General features: G+C 60.4%; 16 protein-coding genes. 3 read left to right on the top strand and 13 right to left on the bottom strand.

Annotation, left to right across the window (positions count from 1 at the left end):
• Positions 1–23 precede the first annotated feature (23 nt).
• From FHT73_RS20225 to FHT73_RS20255, 7 genes are all read right to left on the bottom strand, one after another.
• Entirely contained in the window at positions 24–197 is a 174-nt protein-coding gene (locus FHT73_RS20225; protein ID WP_037196276.1) for a DUF1328 domain-containing protein, read from the bottom strand.
• A 209-nt stretch (positions 198–406) separates the two neighbouring features.
• A complete protein-coding gene (locus tag FHT73_RS20230; RefSeq protein WP_183714247.1) occupies positions 407–1,834 on the bottom strand; it encodes a gamma-aminobutyraldehyde dehydrogenase in 1,428 nt (475 codons plus the stop codon).
• 13 nt (positions 1,835–1,847) lie between these two features.
• A complete protein-coding gene (locus FHT73_RS20235; RefSeq protein WP_183714250.1) occupies positions 1,848–2,663 on the bottom strand; it encodes an ABC transporter permease in 816 nt (271 codons plus the stop codon).
• Positions 2,653–3,627, bottom strand: coding sequence for an ABC transporter permease (locus FHT73_RS20240; protein ID WP_183714253.1), 975 nt, complete (start codon positions 3,625–3,627; stop codon positions 2,653–2,655). Before FHT73_RS20240 ends, FHT73_RS20235 begins: the two co-directional genes overlap by 11 nt.
• Positions 3,624–4,610: an ABC transporter ATP-binding protein gene (locus tag FHT73_RS20245; RefSeq protein WP_112410057.1), complete on the bottom strand. Its 987-nt coding sequence runs from the start codon at positions 4,608–4,610 to the stop codon at positions 3,624–3,626. Before FHT73_RS20245 ends, FHT73_RS20240 begins: the two co-directional genes overlap by 4 nt.
• Positions 4,611–4,797: 187 nt before the next feature.
• Positions 4,798–5,958, bottom strand: coding sequence for an ABC transporter substrate-binding protein (locus FHT73_RS20250; RefSeq protein ID WP_112400723.1), 1,161 nt, complete (start codon positions 5,956–5,958; stop codon positions 4,798–4,800).
• Between the two features lie 170 nt (positions 5,959–6,128).
• Positions 6,129–7,037 (bottom strand): LysR family transcriptional regulator, encoded by a 909-nt coding sequence (locus FHT73_RS20255; RefSeq protein WP_112343236.1) that lies wholly within the window; start codon positions 7,035–7,037, stop codon positions 6,129–6,131.
• A gap of 195 nt (positions 7,038–7,232) precedes the next feature.
• Here FHT73_RS20255 and FHT73_RS20260 point away from each other — a divergent pair, with 195 nt between their 5' ends.
• Positions 7,233–8,069 carry a hypothetical protein gene (locus tag FHT73_RS20260; protein WP_112602917.1) on the top strand — a complete coding sequence of 279 codons (837 nt, stop codon included), beginning with the start codon at positions 7,233–7,235 and terminating at the stop codon, positions 8,067–8,069.
• A 41-nt stretch (positions 8,070–8,110) separates the two neighbouring features.
• Here the strand turns inward: FHT73_RS20260 and FHT73_RS20265 are convergent, their stop codons facing one another.
• Genes FHT73_RS20265 through gltX form a run of 3 tightly spaced genes read right to left on the bottom strand, consistent with a single transcriptional unit; the run spans position 8,111 to position 11,400 of the window.
• Positions 8,111–8,377, bottom strand: coding sequence for a hypothetical protein (locus FHT73_RS20265; RefSeq protein ID WP_015341182.1), 267 nt, complete (start codon positions 8,375–8,377; stop codon positions 8,111–8,113).
• Positions 8,378–8,429: 52 nt separating this feature from the next.
• Complete coding sequence (lysS, locus tag FHT73_RS20270) at positions 8,430–9,926, bottom strand: lysine--tRNA ligase (RefSeq protein WP_112335205.1); 1,497 nt, start codon at positions 9,924–9,926, stop codon at positions 8,430–8,432.
• Between the two features lie 16 nt (positions 9,927–9,942).
• Positions 9,943–11,400: a glutamate--tRNA ligase gene (gene gltX, locus FHT73_RS20275; protein ID WP_183714256.1), complete on the bottom strand. Its 1,458-nt coding sequence runs from the start codon at positions 11,398–11,400 to the stop codon at positions 9,943–9,945.
• Between the two features lie 359 nt (positions 11,401–11,759).
• Here gltX and FHT73_RS20280 point away from each other — a divergent pair, with 359 nt between their 5' ends.
• Positions 11,760–12,170, top strand: coding sequence for a hypothetical protein (locus tag FHT73_RS20280; protein ID WP_183714259.1), 411 nt, complete (start codon positions 11,760–11,762; stop codon positions 12,168–12,170).
• Between the two features lie 45 nt (positions 12,171–12,215).
• On the opposite strand, the gene FHT73_RS20285 is transcribed toward FHT73_RS20280, so the two are convergent.
• The 3 genes from FHT73_RS20285 to FHT73_RS20295 form a co-directional block, all read right to left on the bottom strand.
• On the bottom strand, positions 12,216–12,959 hold the full coding sequence (locus tag FHT73_RS20285; RefSeq protein ID WP_183714262.1) for a TerC family protein: 744 nt from the start codon (positions 12,957–12,959) through the stop codon (positions 12,216–12,218).
• A 155-nt stretch (positions 12,960–13,114) separates the two neighbouring features.
• Entirely contained in the window at positions 13,115–13,954 is an 840-nt protein-coding gene (locus FHT73_RS20290; RefSeq protein ID WP_183714266.1) for a GyrI-like domain-containing protein, read from the bottom strand.
• Positions 13,955–14,070: 116 nt separating this feature from the next.
• A complete protein-coding gene (locus FHT73_RS20295; protein WP_041677674.1) occupies positions 14,071–14,751 on the bottom strand; it encodes a TetR/AcrR family transcriptional regulator in 681 nt (226 codons plus the stop codon).
• A gap of 180 nt (positions 14,752–14,931) precedes the next feature.
• On the opposite strand from FHT73_RS20295, the gene FHT73_RS20300 reads away from it, so the two are divergent.
• A complete protein-coding gene (locus FHT73_RS20300) occupies positions 14,932–16,152 on the top strand; it encodes an HlyD family secretion protein (protein ID WP_112335200.1) in 1,221 nt (406 codons plus the stop codon).
• The last annotated feature ends 21 nt before the right edge of the window (positions 16,153–16,173 follow it).

Genomic DNA, 16,173 nt, shown 5'->3' on the forward strand with positions numbered 1-16,173 from the left:
TTCGATAGTCGCGGCTTATATTGCTAGACGACCGCATTGCCGGCCATGACGGCGAGAACCAGGAACACCAGGAAGATGATCAGGAAGATGGCGAAGAGAACGCGCGCGATGGTTGCGGTTGCGGCGGACACGCCGGAAAAGCCGAAAAAGCCGCTAATCAGCGAAATCACAAAGAAAATGAGAGCCCATTTCAGCATTTAGCTGTCTCCTCTGCGTTGTACTTCATAAAGACGCGGGAGGAGGGTGATTTGTTCCGAGGGCGTTTCGATTAACGCCCGATTCTGCTGGTTAAGGCTGGATCGGGCCTCGTTCATATTGGGGCTTGCCGGCCCTTCGCATGGCTCAGGGCGTTCGGCGCTGTAATCGATCCACTGGATCGATTACTTCGGCTACGCCGAACCGCGCCTCACCCATGATTGATCATCACATGCCGGACGGCCGTATAGTCTTCGATCGCGTAGACCGACATATCCTTGCCGTAGCCGGATTGTTTGAGGCCGCCGTGGGGCATTTCGTTGACCAGCATGAAGTGGGTGTTGATCCAGGTGCAGCCATATTGCAGGCGGGCGGCCGTCTGCATGCCGCGGCTGATGTCCTTCGTCCAGACAGAGGAGGCGAGGCCGTAGTCGCTGTCATTGGCCCATGCGACGGCATCGTCGGGATTGGTGAAGCGGGTGACGGAGACCACAGGACCGAAAACTTCGCGGCGGACGATCTCGTCATCCTGCGTCGCGCCGGCAACGACCGTCGGCGCATAGAAGAAGCCGCGTTCGCCGGAGATCTTGCCGCCTGTTGTGATCTCCATATGCTTGTGTTCGGCGGCGCGGGTGACGAAGCTTTCGACGCGGTCGCGCTGACGCTTGGAGATCAGCGGGCCGATTTCGTTCTCGGTATCCTCAGCGAGGTTGAACTTGATGCTGGAGACGGCAGACGTCAGGTCGGCAACGAAGTTGTCGTAGACCTTGGCGTCGGCATAGATGCGGCAGGCGGCGGTGCAGTCCTGGCCGGCATTGTAGTAGCCGAAGGTGCGGATACCGGCGACGACGGCGTCGATATCGGCGTCATCGAAGATGATGACGGGGGCCTTGCCGCCGAGTTCGAGATGCGTGCGCTTGACCGTCTTGGCGGCCGCCTGCAAGACCTTCTTGCCGGTCGCGACATCGCCGGTGATCGAGACCATGCCGATCTTCGGATGGTTGATCAGTGCGTTGCCGACGCTCTCGCCGCGGCCGAGGATGACATTGACAACGCCTTCCGGCAGCACATCAGCCAAAAGCTTCGCCATCTTCAGCGCCGTCAGCGGCGTCTGTTCGGAGGGCTTGAAGACGACGGTGTTGCCGCCGGCAATCGCCGGCGCCAGCTTCCAGGCCATCATCATCAGCGGATAGTTCCACGGTGCAATCGAGCCGACGATGCCGATCGGGTCGCGGCGGATCATCGAGGTGTGGCCGGGCAGATATTCGCCGGCGACCGGGCCGTGTAGGTTGCGTACCGCACCGGCAAAGAAGCGGTAGCAGTCGACGATTGCCGGAATTTCATCATTGAGCACGGCATTGATCGGCTTGCCGCAGTTCAACGCTTCCAACGCGGCGAAGCCTTCGGCGTCCTTCTCGATGGCATCGGCGATCTTGAGGAGATAGGCCGAACGCTGGCTCGGCGTCGTCTGCGACCAGCTCGAGAAGGCTTTTTCGGCAGCGTCGACGGCGGCATCGATCTGGCCGAGTGACGCCTCGGGCAAGTTGAGAACGGTCTCGCCCGTCTTCGGGTTGAGAACGCGTTCCTCCGTTTCCGTGCCGGCTTCGAAGCGGGAGCCGATCAGCATTTGGGTATCCATTATTCTCTCCCTTTTATTTGCCGCCGCCGGCGATCTGATCGCCGTCGCGGGTAAGATAGTAGGCTGCCAGGATCGGCAGGAAGGTGACAAGCACGACGACCATGGCGACGACGTTAGTCACGGGTCGCTGGCGCGGACGAATGAGTTCCTCCAGCATCCAGATCGGCAGCGTCATCTGCTGGCCGCCCGTGAAGGTGGTGACGATGACTTCATCGAAGGACAGCGCGAAGGCGAGCATGCCGCCGGCAAGCAGTGCCGTGCCGATGTTCGGCAGGACGACATGGCGGAAGGTCTGGAAGCCATCCGCGCCCAGATCCATCGAGGCCTCGATCAGCGAACCGGAGGTGCGGCGGAAACGGGCGACGGCGTTGTTATAAACAACGACGACGCAGAAGGTGGCATGGCCGAGAACGATGGTCCAGACCGAGAAGGGGATGTCGAACAGGCTGAAGGCGGAGCGCAGTGCGATGCCGGTGATGATGCCGGGCAGCGCGATCGGCAGGATGACCAGCAGCGAGATCGCCTCGCGGCCGAAGAACTTTGTCTGGCTGACTGCGGCGGCGCAGAGCGTGCCGAGCAGGAGCGCGATAATGGTGGCGATGGTTGCCACCTGAACGGACAACGCGAGTGCCGACCAGACATCCGGCCTGTTCCAAGCGATGCCGAACCATTGCAAGGTAAGCCCCGGCGGCGGCCACTGGTAGCTCTTTTCCTCCGTCGTGAAGGCATAGACGAAGATCAGCAGGATCGGCAGATGCAGGAAGAGCAGGCCACCTGCTGCTGCGATCTTCAGCGGGAATGAGGCGCGTTGGCCACGATCAGAGCGCATCGAAAGCTCCCTGTTTCTTGGCGATCCAGAGATAGATGGCCATGATGACGATCGGCACGACCGAGAAGGCGGCGGCAAGCGGCACGTTGCCGGCGGTTCCCTGTTGCGCATAGACGGCCTGGCCGATGAAGAGGCGCGAGGAGCCGATGATCTGCGGGATGATGTAATCGCCCAAGGTCAGCGAGAAGGTGAAGATGGAACCGGCGACGACACCCGGCAGGGCCAGCGGTAATAGAACCGTGCGGAAAGTCTGGTTCGGCGTCGCGCCGAGATCCGAGGAGGCTTCCAGCAGATTCGCCGGCACGCGTTCGAGAGCGGCCTGCGTCGGCAGGATCATATAGGGCAGCCAGATATAGACGAAAACGAGGAAGGTGCCGATATAGCTGACCGAGAGCGAGTTGCCGCCGATGACGGGCAAAGCAAGCACGCCGTCGAGCAGCCAGCCGAGATGCAGCTTGTCGAAGATCCAGGTGAGGATGCCTTCCTTGGCGAGGATCAGCTTCCAGGCATAGACTTTCACCAGATAGCTCGACCAGAGCGGCAGCATGACGCCGAGATAGAACAGTGCCTTCCATTTCCCTTGCGCATAGCGCGCCGCATAATAGGCGATGGGGAAGGCGACGAAAGCGGAGGCAAGGGTGACGAGGGCGGCCATGACCACCGTGCGCACGATGATGTCGAAGTTCGCGCTATTCAGCAGCTGCGCATAGGTCGAGAGCGTGAATTCGTAATTCACCATTCCCGAGAAGTCGTCGATCGAGAAGAAACTCTGCAGCAGCAGCGCAATCAGCGAGCCGATATAGATGATGCCGAGCCAGAGCAGCGGCGGCGTCAGCATCAGGAACAACAGCAGTTTCGGGTGCCGCCAGAAGAGATCGGAGAGGCGACCGAAGACGCCGCCGCGCCGCGGCAGGATCGAGGCCGGTGCCTGGCTCGACGAGGCGGGGAAGGCGGCGGCGTTCATGCGGCGTCATCCATGTAATGGATATCGGCAGGCAGCCATGCGAGGCGAACGGACGCACCGGTATCCGGGGCTAGTTGTCCGGCGGGTACTGTCACATGCAGCCGGGTGCCGTTTGCTTCGACGGAGAGGCGGGTAGCGGCACCGAGAAAGCTCGTCGCTTTCACGGTCGCCGCCACGCCGCTCTCCTCAGTCAACCGGATGGCTTCGGGGCGCAGGCTCGCCCAACGCCGTTCGCCGCCGAGCGACGACATGGTGTCGGGGGCAATGACATTGGAGGAGCCGACGAAATCGGCGACGAAGCGGGTCTTCGGCCGCTGATAGATATCGTGCGGCGAGCCCTGCTGCACGATGCGGCCGTCATTGAAAACGGCGACGCGATCGGCCATGGATAGGGCCTCGCCCTGATCATGAGTGACGAAGACGAAGGTGATGCCGAGCGCGCGCTGCAGGCTCTTCAACTCCTCCTGCATCTGCTCGCGCAGTTTCAGGTCGAGCGCGCCGAGCGGCTCATCAAGCAGCAGCACCTTCGGCTTGTTGACCAGAGCGCGAGCGAGCGCCACGCGCTGTCGCTGGCCGCCGGAGAGCTGGCCGGGACGGCGGGCGCCATAGCCAGGTAGCTTAACCAGCTCCAGCGCCTGTTCGGCGGCCTTCAGCCGTTCGGCCTTGCCGACACCCTTGACCATTAACCCGTAGGCGACGTTGTCGAGGATATTGAGATGCGGAAAGAGCGCATAATCCTGGAACACCGTGTTGACGTTACGCCGGTAGGGCGGCACGCCTTCGGCAGTTTCGCCGAAGATCTCGATATGGCCGCCCGTCGGCTGCTCGAAACCCGCGATCAGCCTGAGGCAGGTGGTCTTGCCGGAACCGGAAGGGCCGAGCATGGCGAAGAATTCGCCGGGCGCGATCTCCAGATCGACGCGGTCCACGGCGCGGACCTGGCCGAAATGGCGCGACACCTGCTGGAAACGAACGGCGTTCATTGGTTTCTCCAGGGAAGAGGTTGTTTTTCCCTTCTCCCTAGCGGGGAGAAGGTGGCCCGAAGGGTCGGATGAAGGGGGCGGCATAACGCTGTCCTTCGCTAGCTGCTCAGGACATTCGTCACTTCGCTCCTCATCCCCCTCATCTGCCTTGTCAGGCATCTTCTCCCCGCTGGGGAGAAGATAGAGATCACCGCCCGCCGATCACGCCGATATAGTCTGAGACCCAGCGATGATAGGGCACGCATTCGCTCTGCGTGCTGCATTTCGCGACCGGCGTCTTCCAGAACTTGATCTTGTCGAAGTGGTCATAGCCATTGGTGGCGCAACCGCTGTCGGTGAGCAGCTCATCGCCCTTGCAGGCGGCCGGAACGGAAGGTACGGCGCCGAACCAGGCGGCGGCATCGCCCTGAACCTTGGCCTGCAGCGAGTGTTCCATCCACATATAGGCGCAGTTCGGATGCTCGCTATCGGCATGCAGCATGGTGGTATCGGCCCAGCCCGTCGTTCCCTCATCCGGGAAGGTGGAGGCGATCTTCTGCTTGTCGGCCTGCAGCAGGTTCACCTGGAACGGCCAGGAGCCGGAGGCAACGACGCCTTCGTTCTTGAAGTCGTCGGTCTGGATCATGGCATCATGCCAGTAGCGGCTGACGAGCTTGCGCTGGCCGCGCAGCAATTCGAGTGCGGCCTTGTACTGATCTTCGTTGAGCTCGTAGGGGTCCTTGATGCCGAGTTCTGGCTTGTGCGCCATGAGGTAAAGGGCGGCATCGGCAATGTAGATCGGGCCGTCATAGGCCTGAACGCGGCCCTTGTTGGACTTACCATCTGGCAGCGTCGTTTCTTCGAAGACGACATTCCAGCTCTTCGGCGCCTGGTCCTTGAAGGCGGCGGTGTTGTACATCAGCACGTTCGGTCCCCAGAGATAGGGAACGCCGTAATGGACGCCGTTGACAGTATGCCAGGGGGCATTCTTCAGGCGTTCGTCGAGGTTCTTCCAGCTCGGGATGAGGTCGGTGTTGATCGGTTGCACGCGCTTTCCGGCGACGAGTCTCAGCGAGGCATCGCCGGATGCGGTCACGAGGTCGAAGCCGCCTTCGTTCATCAGGGCGACCATTTCGTCCGATGTCGCCGCCGTCTTGACGCTGACCTTGCAGCCGGTCTCCTTCTCGAAGCCGGTGACCCAATCGTAATTCTTGTCGCTTTCGCCGCGTTCGATATAGCCGGCCCATGCGACAATGCTGACGGCGCCCTCGCCCTTGCCGAGCGTCTTCAATGGCTCGGCGGCGATGACCTGTGTTGCAAAACTAAGGCATGCGAGCACGGCCGTGCATGATTTCAGCAGATGCTTCATCGGACTCTCCCGGTTTTTGAGCCTTGATGGCGTGGAGCCAGTGGCTGGCTTTTTGTTCCCGGAAGAAAAGGTGACGCGATTTTGCCGCATTCGCAAATTCATTTATCAGAAAGGCGATATCGGAAATTCCGATTCCTAGCGCATATGCATGAGCTGGTAGCGAGCCTCTGCTACCGCTGCCGGCCCGAGCGCATGCTTTCGGCGACGCCGACGAAATCGCGGGCCGCTTGCGGCAGGCTGGAACCCTTGCGCCAGACCATGCCGACCTGCACGACCGGCAAAGAGCCGGAGACGTCGCGGCTTTCGATGCGATCGCCTTCCAGCGACCAGGGGCGATAGACGAGGTCCGGCAGCAGTGCGACACCGGCGCCCGTCGCAACCAGGCTGCGCACCGCTTCGACAGAGCGGGTGCGGAAGGCGACATGCGGGCGGGCGCCGAGCGCGGTCAAAAGCTTGCCGGTGTTTTCCTCGATTTCGTCGATGGTCAGCATGATCAGCGGCTCACGGCTGATGTCGGCGACACTGATGATATCGGCCGAGACAAGGGGGTGGCCCATCGGCAGCCAGAGCCGGTAGGGCGAAGTTTCGAGGATCTCCGCCTGCAGGGCCATGCGGTCGCGCAGGTTGGAAATGACCATGACGGCGACGTCGAGTTCGCCACCCACCAGAAGATGTTCCAGATAGCCGCCATTATCCTCGATGGCGCTGACCTCGACGCCGGGGCAGGCACGGCGATAGCGTGCCAGAAGATCTGACAGAACATAGCCGGCGACAAGCGACGTCACGCCGATATTCAGCGTGCCGCCGGCTTCGTTCCGCTTTCCGGAAAAGCTGGTGCGAGCATCGGAAACGGTTGCGAGGATCTTCGTCGCGTGGCGCAGGAATTGATGACCGTTGTGGGTGATCGACAGCCCACGCGGATGGCGCTCGAACAGCTCGACGCCGAGGTCGCTTTCCAGCTCCTTGAGGGCTTCGGTCACAGAGGATTGCGAGATCGACAGGTTCTGCGCGGCCCGCGTCACGGAGCCCTGTTCCGCCACGGCGACGAAGTATTGCAGCTGTCTCAGCGTGAAGGCCATGTTCCGGTTAGAGCATGTTCGCGTCAGGAAAGGCAAGTGCTCGTCATAGCTGTGAAAGTTTGGACCTTTTTTGGTAACGATGTCGAACACGATGCAAGTTTTACCTCGGTTTTAAGTATTCCGAAACGCCAGTTCCCTAACGTGAGGGTTGATCATTTTTGTCGCCTTGGAGTGGTCTATGAGGGAGCAGTTGGCGTGAGCGCCTTACTGCACATTTTCCGGGTACCCCGGAAACTTGTCGTACTGATCGGCGGAGTGGCCCTTCTCGTGGGGTCCTCCGGCGTTTTTGCGCTTTATGTTGGCAAGGACAGGCTGCTCGGTCTTGTATCTGCTTCCCCCGACGGGCTCCAGTGCACCGACGTCAATCTCATCACGATCCGCAAGGACAACCGCTTCTGGGTTCGCAAATATATTCGCACCGAGCCGACCGATGGGTTGACGCGGGTCAGAACCGCGCTCCGCGTTGCCAAGGCCGTCTATCAGGAACAGAAGCCGGATCTCGTACAGGTTGTGGTTCTCGACCAGAACGGACCGACGTTGCGCTCCGACCTGCGCGGCCGGGCCTTTGGCGCCGATGTCGTCTATGTGGCCCATCCCGACCGGCTGGTCGATGGCAGCTCCGAAGCACCGCTGACGGCGCGCTATTACGATGGTGGCGCCAGTAATGCTGGCCTGTTTTACGGCGAGCAGATTACCATGCTGCCGCAGGATATCGATGCGGCGATCGCTGGATTGAAGGATCTGTCCGACTGCGGCAATGCGCTGGCAGCGGACAATGGCGGCGACGCCAAGAAGGACAAGATGAAGGCAGCGATCGCTGCGGAAGAGAAAACGGCCGCAAAACAGGGCGAGAGCCGCGATGCCAAGCCGCCGATGCCGGAGCCGAAATCGACCGGCAATGTGCGGCCGGGCTATGATGAGAACGGCGAGTTCATCGGGGCTGATGCCGGTTCCAAAGACAAGAGCCCATCACCGGGTTTGGACCCGACCATGACGGGTGCAGCCGACCGTCGCTCGCCCGTCACCAACTGATCAAAGCTGGCTTCGCACCATCCGGCGGACAAGTAACAGTCTTATTCCGCCAGATGTTTTTCGCCGATAGCCTGGTAGAGCGCGAAAAGCGCCTCGTGAACCTCACCTGCAAGACGATAGAAGTCCGGATTCGCCAGGATGGCAGGGTGCTGAAGAAGCAGGTCGTCGGTCATGTCGAGCATGATCGACACCGTGTGCATCGCCTCGTGGCAACCGAACGTTCCCGGTGCGTATTGCGAGAGATCGATGTCGCCGATCTCAGCGAGATCGGCCAGCCGCTGATGCTCGCTATCGTCTGCGGCTGGCATCTCTTTATCCGTCATAATACGCACCTTTGATGTTCGAAGGACCAAACCGGTCTCAATCGGCCTTGTTGCGACGGGCCGGGAAAAGAATGATGTCGCGGATCGATGGCGAGTTGGTCAACAGCATGATGAGGCGGTCCACACCAATGCCGAGACCGCCTGCCGGAGGCATGCCCTGGTCGATGGCATCGAGGAATTCCTCGTCCAGCTGCTTTTCTTTCTCACCGCGTGCGTGCGCCTGCTGGAGCTGCTCGACCATGCGGGCGCGCTGCTCTTCCGGATCGTTGAGTTCCGAGAAGGCGTTGCCGAGTTCCCAGGCGTTGCAATAGGTCTCGAAACGTTCGACGAGGCGCGGCTCGCCCGGCACTTCCTTGGCGAAGGGCGAGATGTCCTTCGGGAAATGCGTGACGTGTGCCGGCTGGATCAGTGTGCCCTCGACCTTCTCTTCGAAGATGAAGGCAAGGCATTCACCCCAGGTCGCATCCTTCTCGACGGCGAAGCCGGCAGCCTTGGAGGCGGCGCGGGCTTCTTCGTCGGTCTTGATCGCCAGGAAGTCGATGCCGGTCGCTTCCTTGACGGCATCGGGCATCGGCACGCGGCGGAACGGGCCCTTGAAGGAGATCTGCTTGTCGCCGAACGCGAATTCGGTGCTGCCATGGATCGACATGGCGAGCGTCGAGAACAGACGCTCGACGAGGTCCATGATGTCCTCGTAATCGGCATAGGCCCAATAGCACTCCATCATCGTGAATTCAGGATTGTGCCGGGTGGAGACGCCTTCGTTGCGGAAGTTGCGGTTGATCTCGAAGACCTTGTCGGTGAGGCCGGAAACCAGCGTGCGCTTCAGGAACAGTTCCGGCGCAATGCGCAAGTACATGTCGAGCTTCAGCGTGTTGTGATGCGTCTTGAACGGCTCGGCCGTCGCGCCGCCATAGACCGAATGCAGCATTGGCGTCTCGACTTCCATGAAGCCGTCATTTTCCATGAAACGGCGGATGCCGGAAACGATGCGGCTGCGCTGCTGGAAGCGGAGCTTCGATTCCTCGTTGGTCATGATGTCGAGATGACGCTTGCGGTAGCGCAGCTCGATATCGGAGAGGCCGTGCCACTTTTCCGGCATCGGCAACAACGACTTTGTCAGCATGGTGATCTGCTGGGCATTGATCGTCAGTTCGCCACGCTTGGTGCGGCGCACGACGCCGGTGACGCCGATGATGTCGCCGATATCGATCATCGGCAGCAACGCGCGAGCTTCTTCCGAGGTCACGTCCTTGTGGCTGAAGATCTGGATCTTGGCCGAGGCGTCGTGGATGTCCATGAACATGCCGGAGTTGCGCGAGGAATAGACGCGGCCGGCAACGGTGACGACATCGCCGGTTTCGGTATCCGGCTCCAGGCCTTCGTATTTCGCAGCGAGCTCGGCATTGGTCATGGTCCGGTGGAAATGCGCCGGATAGACGTCGCCGATCTGCTCGCGCAGCAGCTTCAGCTTCTGCGCGCGAACTTCCGTTGCGTCGGAGGAGAGGGCGGAGGCTTCGGTCTTGTCGTTCATGGTTTTAAAGTCCGGTTCAGTTCTTCGGGCCAACGAGGGTCGCAACGGTCTGCGCGGCAAGTTTCAGTCGCTGGCGGACGACGGAGCGGCCGAGGATCGCCATGCTATCGAAAAGCGGGAGGGAGCGCGAGGAGCCCGATACGGCGACGAAAAGCGGCGCGACGATGACCTTCAGTTTCTTGCCCATGCGGTCTGCAATGGCGCGCAGCTCGGCTTCGATCGTCTCGACATTCCATTCGAGGATCTTTTCCAGATCCGGCTGCACAGTGTTCAGGATCTCAAGCAGTTCTTCCGGCGTCGACTTGATCTTCGCGAAGGCAGAGGGGTCGAGGTTGAGGTCGGACTTGAACAGGAAGCCGGCCAAGTCGGGCAGTTCGCCAAGCTTGGTGATGCGCGACTGCGACAGCTTCAGGCCTTCCTTCAGGCGATCATTTTCCATCGCCCAGATCAGTACCCGATGCTGGAACTCTTCTTCTGACAGCTTCTCGCGGATCCAACGGCCGTTCAGCCAATCGAGCTTCTGGATGTCGAAGATCGCGCCGGCCTTGGAGAGGTTTTCCGGATCGAACTTTGCGGCAAGCTCGTCCATGTTCAAGAGCTCTTCACCTTCGGCGATCTGGATGAAGAACAGGCCGAGGAAGTTCATCAGCGCTTCGGGGATATAGCCGAGCGCTGTGTAATAAGAGATCGAGGTCGGGTTCTTGCGCTTCGACAGCTTCGACTTGTCGGCATTGCGCATCAGCGACAGGTGCATGAACACCGGCGGCTCCCAGCCGAGATACTGATAGATAAGGATATGCTTCGGCACCGAGGCGAGCCATTCCTCGCCGCGCGCGACATGGGTGATCTTCATCAGATGATCGTCGACGACGTTGGCCATGTGATAGGTGGGCATGCCGTCGGCCTTGAGCAGGACCTGCATATCGACGGCATCCCACGGGATTTCCACATCGCCGTAGACGCCGTCATGGAACTTGCAGGAGCCTTCAGTCGGGATCTTCATGCGCACGACATGCGGCTCGCCGGCAGCAACGCGTGAGGTCACTTCCTCGGCCGAGAGGTTCAGACAGTGGCCGTCATACTTCGGCGGCAGGCCGGCGGCGCGCTGCGCCTCGCGCATCTTTTCCAGGCGCTCCGGCGTGCAGAAGCAGCGGAAGCCGTGACCGGCCGTGACGATCTGCTCGACATAGGGCTTGTAGAGGTCCTTGCGGTCGCTCTGGCGATAGGGGCCGTAAGGGCCGCCGATATCCGGGCCTTCCGACCATTTCAGGCCGCACCATTTCAGCGCGTCGAGCACCTTTGTCTCGAATTCCGGGGTGGAGCGGGTCGCGTCGGTATCCTCGATGCGCAGGATGAACTCGCCGCCGTGTTTCTTGGCGAAGAGACAGTTGAACAGCGCGATATAGGCGGTACCGACATGCGGCTCGCCGGTGGGGGAGGGTGCGATGCGGACGCGAACGCCTGAAGTGGTCATCTTGTTTGCCCGTCATAAAAGGCCGGGCCGCGCTTGGGACAAGCGCCGTCCAGCCGAAAATGTCTATCTGGATCAGGAAACCGGCCGGAAAAGGGCGTCTTGCCGCTTCTATCAGCGTTTTCCGTATGGCTGGCCTTAGGCCATATTCAAGGGGTGACGTCAAGGGAAACTGCGCCGCGAGGGCAGGCATAGGCACCGAGGACGCCGTGATGCATCGAAAAGGGCCTGCCTTCCAATTTCACGAAGCGTCTTTACACTACGTAAGTGTTTCAGGAGAAAAGCCTTATGCTTGCCCAATTTGATTTGCAATTTTCGCGGCAGTGGCGAAATAGGTTTTCAATCGTCATTCCGGGGATCCCATGAAGAAACTAATTTTGAGCTTGCTATTGGCGGTCTCGATGGCCGACGCCGCCGCTGCCCAATCGACTATTACGCGCGATGGCTCGGCGAAACTGATCGAATCCTATCGCGCCTATATTGGCAACGACGATCTCTATAATTCCAAGGGCGAGCGCCTGACCGCACCCTGGCAGATCATCCGCCAGGACCGCGCCAACTATCACGCTTATCGCCGCCGTGACCGTGGCGACAAGGGCGACAGCTTCTTCTCACTGCCCTCCAATCGCCAGAAGCTGGAAGCCATGCTGGCCAACGGCAATATCGCCGACGATGCCGGGAATTATATCGTTCGCGGCAACGTCTGGATCAAGGTCGACATTTATGGCCGCGGTGATGTCGGCGAATGGGTCGACGTGCACGTCCAGGATTGATCGATATGATGAAGCCGCACCTCATCATCGGTGCGGCTTTCCCGATTAGTGACTGCCCGAGGTTTTTTTCCGACGGTTCCGCGCCATCATGTTCAGCACTTCGACCAGAGCGGAGAAGGCCATGGCGGCGTAGATGTAGCCCTTGGGAACATGCACGCCCATGCCTTCGGCGATCAGCGTCGTGCCGATCATCAGCAGGAAGGCTAGCGCCAGCATGACGATGCTCGGGTTTTTCTCGATAAAGTTGGCGAGCGGGCTGGCGGCGACCAGCATGACCGTAACAGCGGCGATGACGGCGACGAACATGATCGGCAGGTGCGGCGTCATGCCGACGGCGGTGATGATGCTGTCGATCGAGAAGACCAGGTCGAGCAGCAAGATCTGGCCGATCGCCGACGCGAAGGTCGTGGTCGTCGATTTGGCGATGAAATCCTCGCCCTGCTCCTGCGGATCGACATTGTGATGGATCTCCTTCGTCGCCTTCCAGACAAGGAAGAGACCGCCGCCGATGAGGATCACGTCCTTCCAGGAGAATCCTTGGCCGAAGATTTCGAAGACCGGCTGGGTGAGCTGGACGATCCAGGCGACGGTTCCGAGCAGCGCAAGGCGCATGATAAGGGCGAGGCCGATACCGATCTTGCGGGCTCTGTCGCGACGTTCGGCCGGCAGCTTGTTGGTCAGGATCGAGATGAAGATGAGGTTGTCGATGCCGAGGACCACTTCCATGACGACGAGCGTGACGAGTGCCACCCACGCCCCCGGGTCCTGTATCAGCCCCACAATATCCATTGACGATGCCCCCTTGATCAGCATTTGCCGATGCTGACCCCCAGCCCGGCCTCTCCAGAATGGCCGTAATGTAAGGAGTGTCATGGTTCGTACAAGGCCGCCGCCATTTTCATGGCGGCGGCCTTGTTTCCGGGTCTTGTTCCCAGGCATGGTTTCTAGTCTTTGAGGGGGATCCATATCTCCGTAACGCCCGTGCCCGTGCGTGGGTCGAAGCGGTCATCATAGCGTTCCATCATGTCGGGGGTGCCGGCATGCTGTTGACCCGATTGCGGCAGCCAGTCTCCGAAGATCTGATGCACCGTCGCAGAAATGCCGGAGATATGGCCGCGATGCGTGAAGATCGCGTAGCGCTGTTGCGGCAGTTTCGTCGTCACGAAGCCTTCGGGCAGGCCGTCCGGGGCGGAAACTTCGGCTGCCGACATGTAACGGAAGCTTTCGTTACCGTCTTCCGCCTGGGTGCAGACGCCATAGGCGACATTGCCGATCTGGTCGGGAATATGGCCGAAATACTGGTTGAATTTCTGCCAGAGCGAGGGGATGGCCTGTGTCGCCTCATAGGCATAGGTTTCCGCAAGGCCGGCAAGCAGCATGGCGGGATGGGTCTCGAAGCGCGGTGCCTCGAGCTTGGGAAGGCGGGTGTCGTCCATTCTGATCGGTTCCTGTAGAGCGAGGTTGCGAACGTGCCCCTGCTTGCGCAGGTTTTCCGGCGTCATGCCGAATTGCTCGCGGAAGGCACGGGTGAAAGCCTCGTGCGAGCCGTAGCCGGCATCGAGGGCAACCTGGAGAATGGAGGAGGAGCCGTCGATCAGTGCGAGAGCTGCTTCGCTGAGGCGGCGGCTCCGGATATAGCTGCTGATCGAGTGGCCCGTCGTCATGCCGAAGACGCGTGAAAGATGAAAGCGCGACAGTCCAGCAGTCTCGGCAATCTCGTCGAGCGAGATGTCGGATTTAAAATGGCTTTCGATGAACCATATCGCTCTGCCGATCGCGCTCATTTTCAACTCCCCTGGTTGCCGGGCCACTCATAGGCCTGTGGCGGTGGCGATGCTTGATCGCCATTGCGGAGTTGAATTACTACACGCCCGCGGACCGCAGGAGAGGCCTGATCATCCTAATCCCTGCGATCCGGACCGTAGCCCGCCAGGAAAACCCGCACGGCGCCGCGCACGACATAGTCGATCTCTTCCTTAGACGGCGGCTCTTCCATGTCGCCGAAGAGCCGCAGCTTGAAATAGCCGCCGCTGGCCATTTCCAGGAAGTGGCGGGCAGCCATGTCGAAGTCGTCGATCTTGAGATGGCCTATGGCAGCCTGCCGCTCGAGGAAGCCGCGCAGCACCGTGCGCAGATTTTCGGGACCGGTGAAGAAGCGTTGACAGAGCGAAGGCATGCGCTCGCGCACCCCTATGACCGTGCGCATGGCGCTGATGGTCTTATCAGAGGTGACGTGCGTGACGAAGACGATACCGAAATCATAAAGCGAGGTGGTGACATCCGCTTCGTCTGAAAGGGCATTGCGCACGAGATTGACGAAATGGGTCCGCTCGCTCTCCATCATGGCGGCGAACAGATCTTCCTTGTTGGCGAAATAGACGTAGAGAGTGCCCTTGGAAACGCCCGCTTCGCGGGTGACATCGTTCATGCTCGCCGCATCGAAGCCCATTTTCATAAAGACACGCTTGGCGCCTTCGAGAATCTGATGGCGCTTGGCTGGGTCCTCGCCGGCTGCCCAACGTCCACCGGAGCCCGGTGCGGGCGCGTTCAACACAGCGGCATTTTGGGATTCGTGTTTCATTGGCTCTTCCACTGTCTCCTTTACGCGATACTCGATCATTTTTTCTGAATCTTAAACAGATTCGCGAAATAAATCGAACCGCTCAGTTCGATGTCTCTTGATATGAAGTGAAAAAGGCTTTATGTCAATTGAACCGAACCGTTCGGTTCGATTAATTTGCCAGATTTTCGGTGGTAGGAAATGTCGTCAAGTCATGGAAACAATGTAGCGCGTATCGTGAACGAGCCCGCTGATGCAGATGTGGAAGCTCGGCAAGCCGGTGCACCTGCGGATGCTCCTCTTGCCGAGACGCGCGGTAATCCTGCTCCCGCCCAGGCTGCGCCTGCCGCTCCGGCCCCTGCGGCCCCACCGCCGCCGGAGAAGAAGCGGCGCAGCCTGGTTTTCCCCATCGTCATCGTCGCGGCACTCGCGGCCGGTGGCTGGTATGGCTATGACTGGTGGACGAACGGCCGCTTCATGGTCTCCACCGACGATGCCTATATTGGCGGCGATATCGCCACGATCTCGCCGAAGGTGACGGGCTATGTCGCCAAGGTAAACGTTGTGGCCAACCAGCAGGTCAAGGCCGGCGACGTGCTCGTAACGCTCGATGACGGCGACTACAAGCTGGCGCTTGGCCAGGCTCAGGCCTCGCTCGATACCGAACAGCTTTCGCTCCATACCATCGATGCACAGATCGCTGCCGGCCAGGCAGCCCTTGCCCAGTCGCAGGCACAGAAGGTTGCCCTGGAAGCCACGGTCCGCGGCGCCCAGATCACCCAGACGCGCGCTGCCGAACTGCAATCGAAGTCGGTCGGCACCACGGCCGCTTTGGACAGCGCCAATATCGCGCTTGATCAGGCCAAGGCCAATCTGGTCGGCGGCGACGCCGCCATCGCATCCGCGCAGGCCAATATCAACCTGCTGCAGGCTCAGCGCCGTCAGGCCGAGAGCACGATCAAGGGCCTGGAAGCCGCTCGTGACAAAGCCGCTCGCGACCTGTCCTTTACCGTGCTGAAGGCGCCTTATGACGGTATCGTCGGCAATCGCTCGGTGCAGGAAGGCGATCTCGTCTCTCCCGGCCAGAAGCTGATGGCGATCGTACCGACCAAACAGCTCTATATCGACGCGAATTTCAAGGAAACGCAGATCCAGCATCTAGTTCCCGGCTCCAAGGTCAATGTTCACGTCGATGCTTTCAGCGATCATCCGATCGTCGGCACCGTCGAGTCGATCTCGCCGGCTTCCGGCTCGGTCTTCTCGCTGCTGCCGCCGGAAAACGCGACGGGTAACTTCACCAAGATCATCCAGCGCGTGCCTGTCCGCATCGCATTGCCGCAGGATGCGCTCAATACCGGCCGTCTGCGCGCAGGCCTCAGCGTCGTCGTCGACGTCGATACCCGCACGGCGCCGGACAAGTAAACGATCGAGCTCGGGAGAGAC

Origin of the sequence: Rhizobium sp. BK098, from assembly GCF_014193155.1 — a bacterium.
Taxonomy (GTDB): Bacteria; Pseudomonadota; Alphaproteobacteria; order Rhizobiales; family Rhizobiaceae; genus Rhizobium.

Excerpts from the sequence above, each read along its gene's own strand:
- FHT73_RS20225 (WP_037196276.1), bottom strand. The coding sequence starts at position 197 with ATGCTGAAATGGGCTCTCATTTTCTTTGTGATTTCGCTGATTAGCGGC.
- FHT73_RS20230 (WP_183714247.1), bottom strand. The coding sequence starts at position 1,834 with ATGGATACCCAAATGCTGATCGGCTCCCGCTTCGAAGCCGGCACGGAA.
- FHT73_RS20235 (WP_183714250.1), bottom strand. The coding sequence starts at position 2,663 with ATGCGCTCTGATCGTGGCCAACGCGCCTCATTCCCGCTGAAGATCGCA.
- FHT73_RS20240 (WP_183714253.1), bottom strand. The coding sequence starts at position 3,627 with ATGAACGCCGCCGCCTTCCCCGCCTCGTCGAGCCAGGCACCGGCCTCG.
- FHT73_RS20245 (WP_112410057.1), bottom strand. The coding sequence starts at position 4,610 with ATGAACGCCGTTCGTTTCCAGCAGGTGTCGCGCCATTTCGGCCAGGTC.
- FHT73_RS20250 (WP_112400723.1), bottom strand. The coding sequence starts at position 5,958 with ATGAAGCATCTGCTGAAATCATGCACGGCCGTGCTCGCATGCCTTAGT.
- FHT73_RS20255 (WP_112343236.1), bottom strand. The coding sequence starts at position 7,037 with ATGGCCTTCACGCTGAGACAGCTGCAATACTTCGTCGCCGTGGCGGAA.
- FHT73_RS20265 (WP_015341182.1), bottom strand. The coding sequence starts at position 8,377 with ATGCCAGCCGCAGACGATAGCGAGCATCAGCGGCTGGCCGATCTCGCT.
- lysS (WP_112335205.1), bottom strand. The coding sequence starts at position 9,926 with ATGAACGACAAGACCGAAGCCTCCGCCCTCTCCTCCGACGCAACGGAA.
- gltX (WP_183714256.1), bottom strand. The coding sequence starts at position 11,400 with ATGACCACTTCAGGCGTTCGCGTCCGCATCGCACCCTCCCCCACCGGC.
- FHT73_RS20280 (WP_183714259.1), top strand. The coding sequence starts at position 11,760 with ATGAAGAAACTAATTTTGAGCTTGCTATTGGCGGTCTCGATGGCCGAC.
- FHT73_RS20285 (WP_183714262.1), bottom strand. The coding sequence starts at position 12,959 with ATGGATATTGTGGGGCTGATACAGGACCCGGGGGCGTGGGTGGCACTC.
- FHT73_RS20290 (WP_183714266.1), bottom strand. The coding sequence starts at position 13,954 with ATGAGCGCGATCGGCAGAGCGATATGGTTCATCGAAAGCCATTTTAAA.
- FHT73_RS20295 (WP_041677674.1), bottom strand. The coding sequence starts at position 14,751 with ATGAAACACGAATCCCAAAATGCCGCTGTGTTGAACGCGCCCGCACCG.
- FHT73_RS20300 (WP_112335200.1), top strand. The coding sequence starts at position 14,932 with ATGTCGTCAAGTCATGGAAACAATGTAGCGCGTATCGTGAACGAGCCC.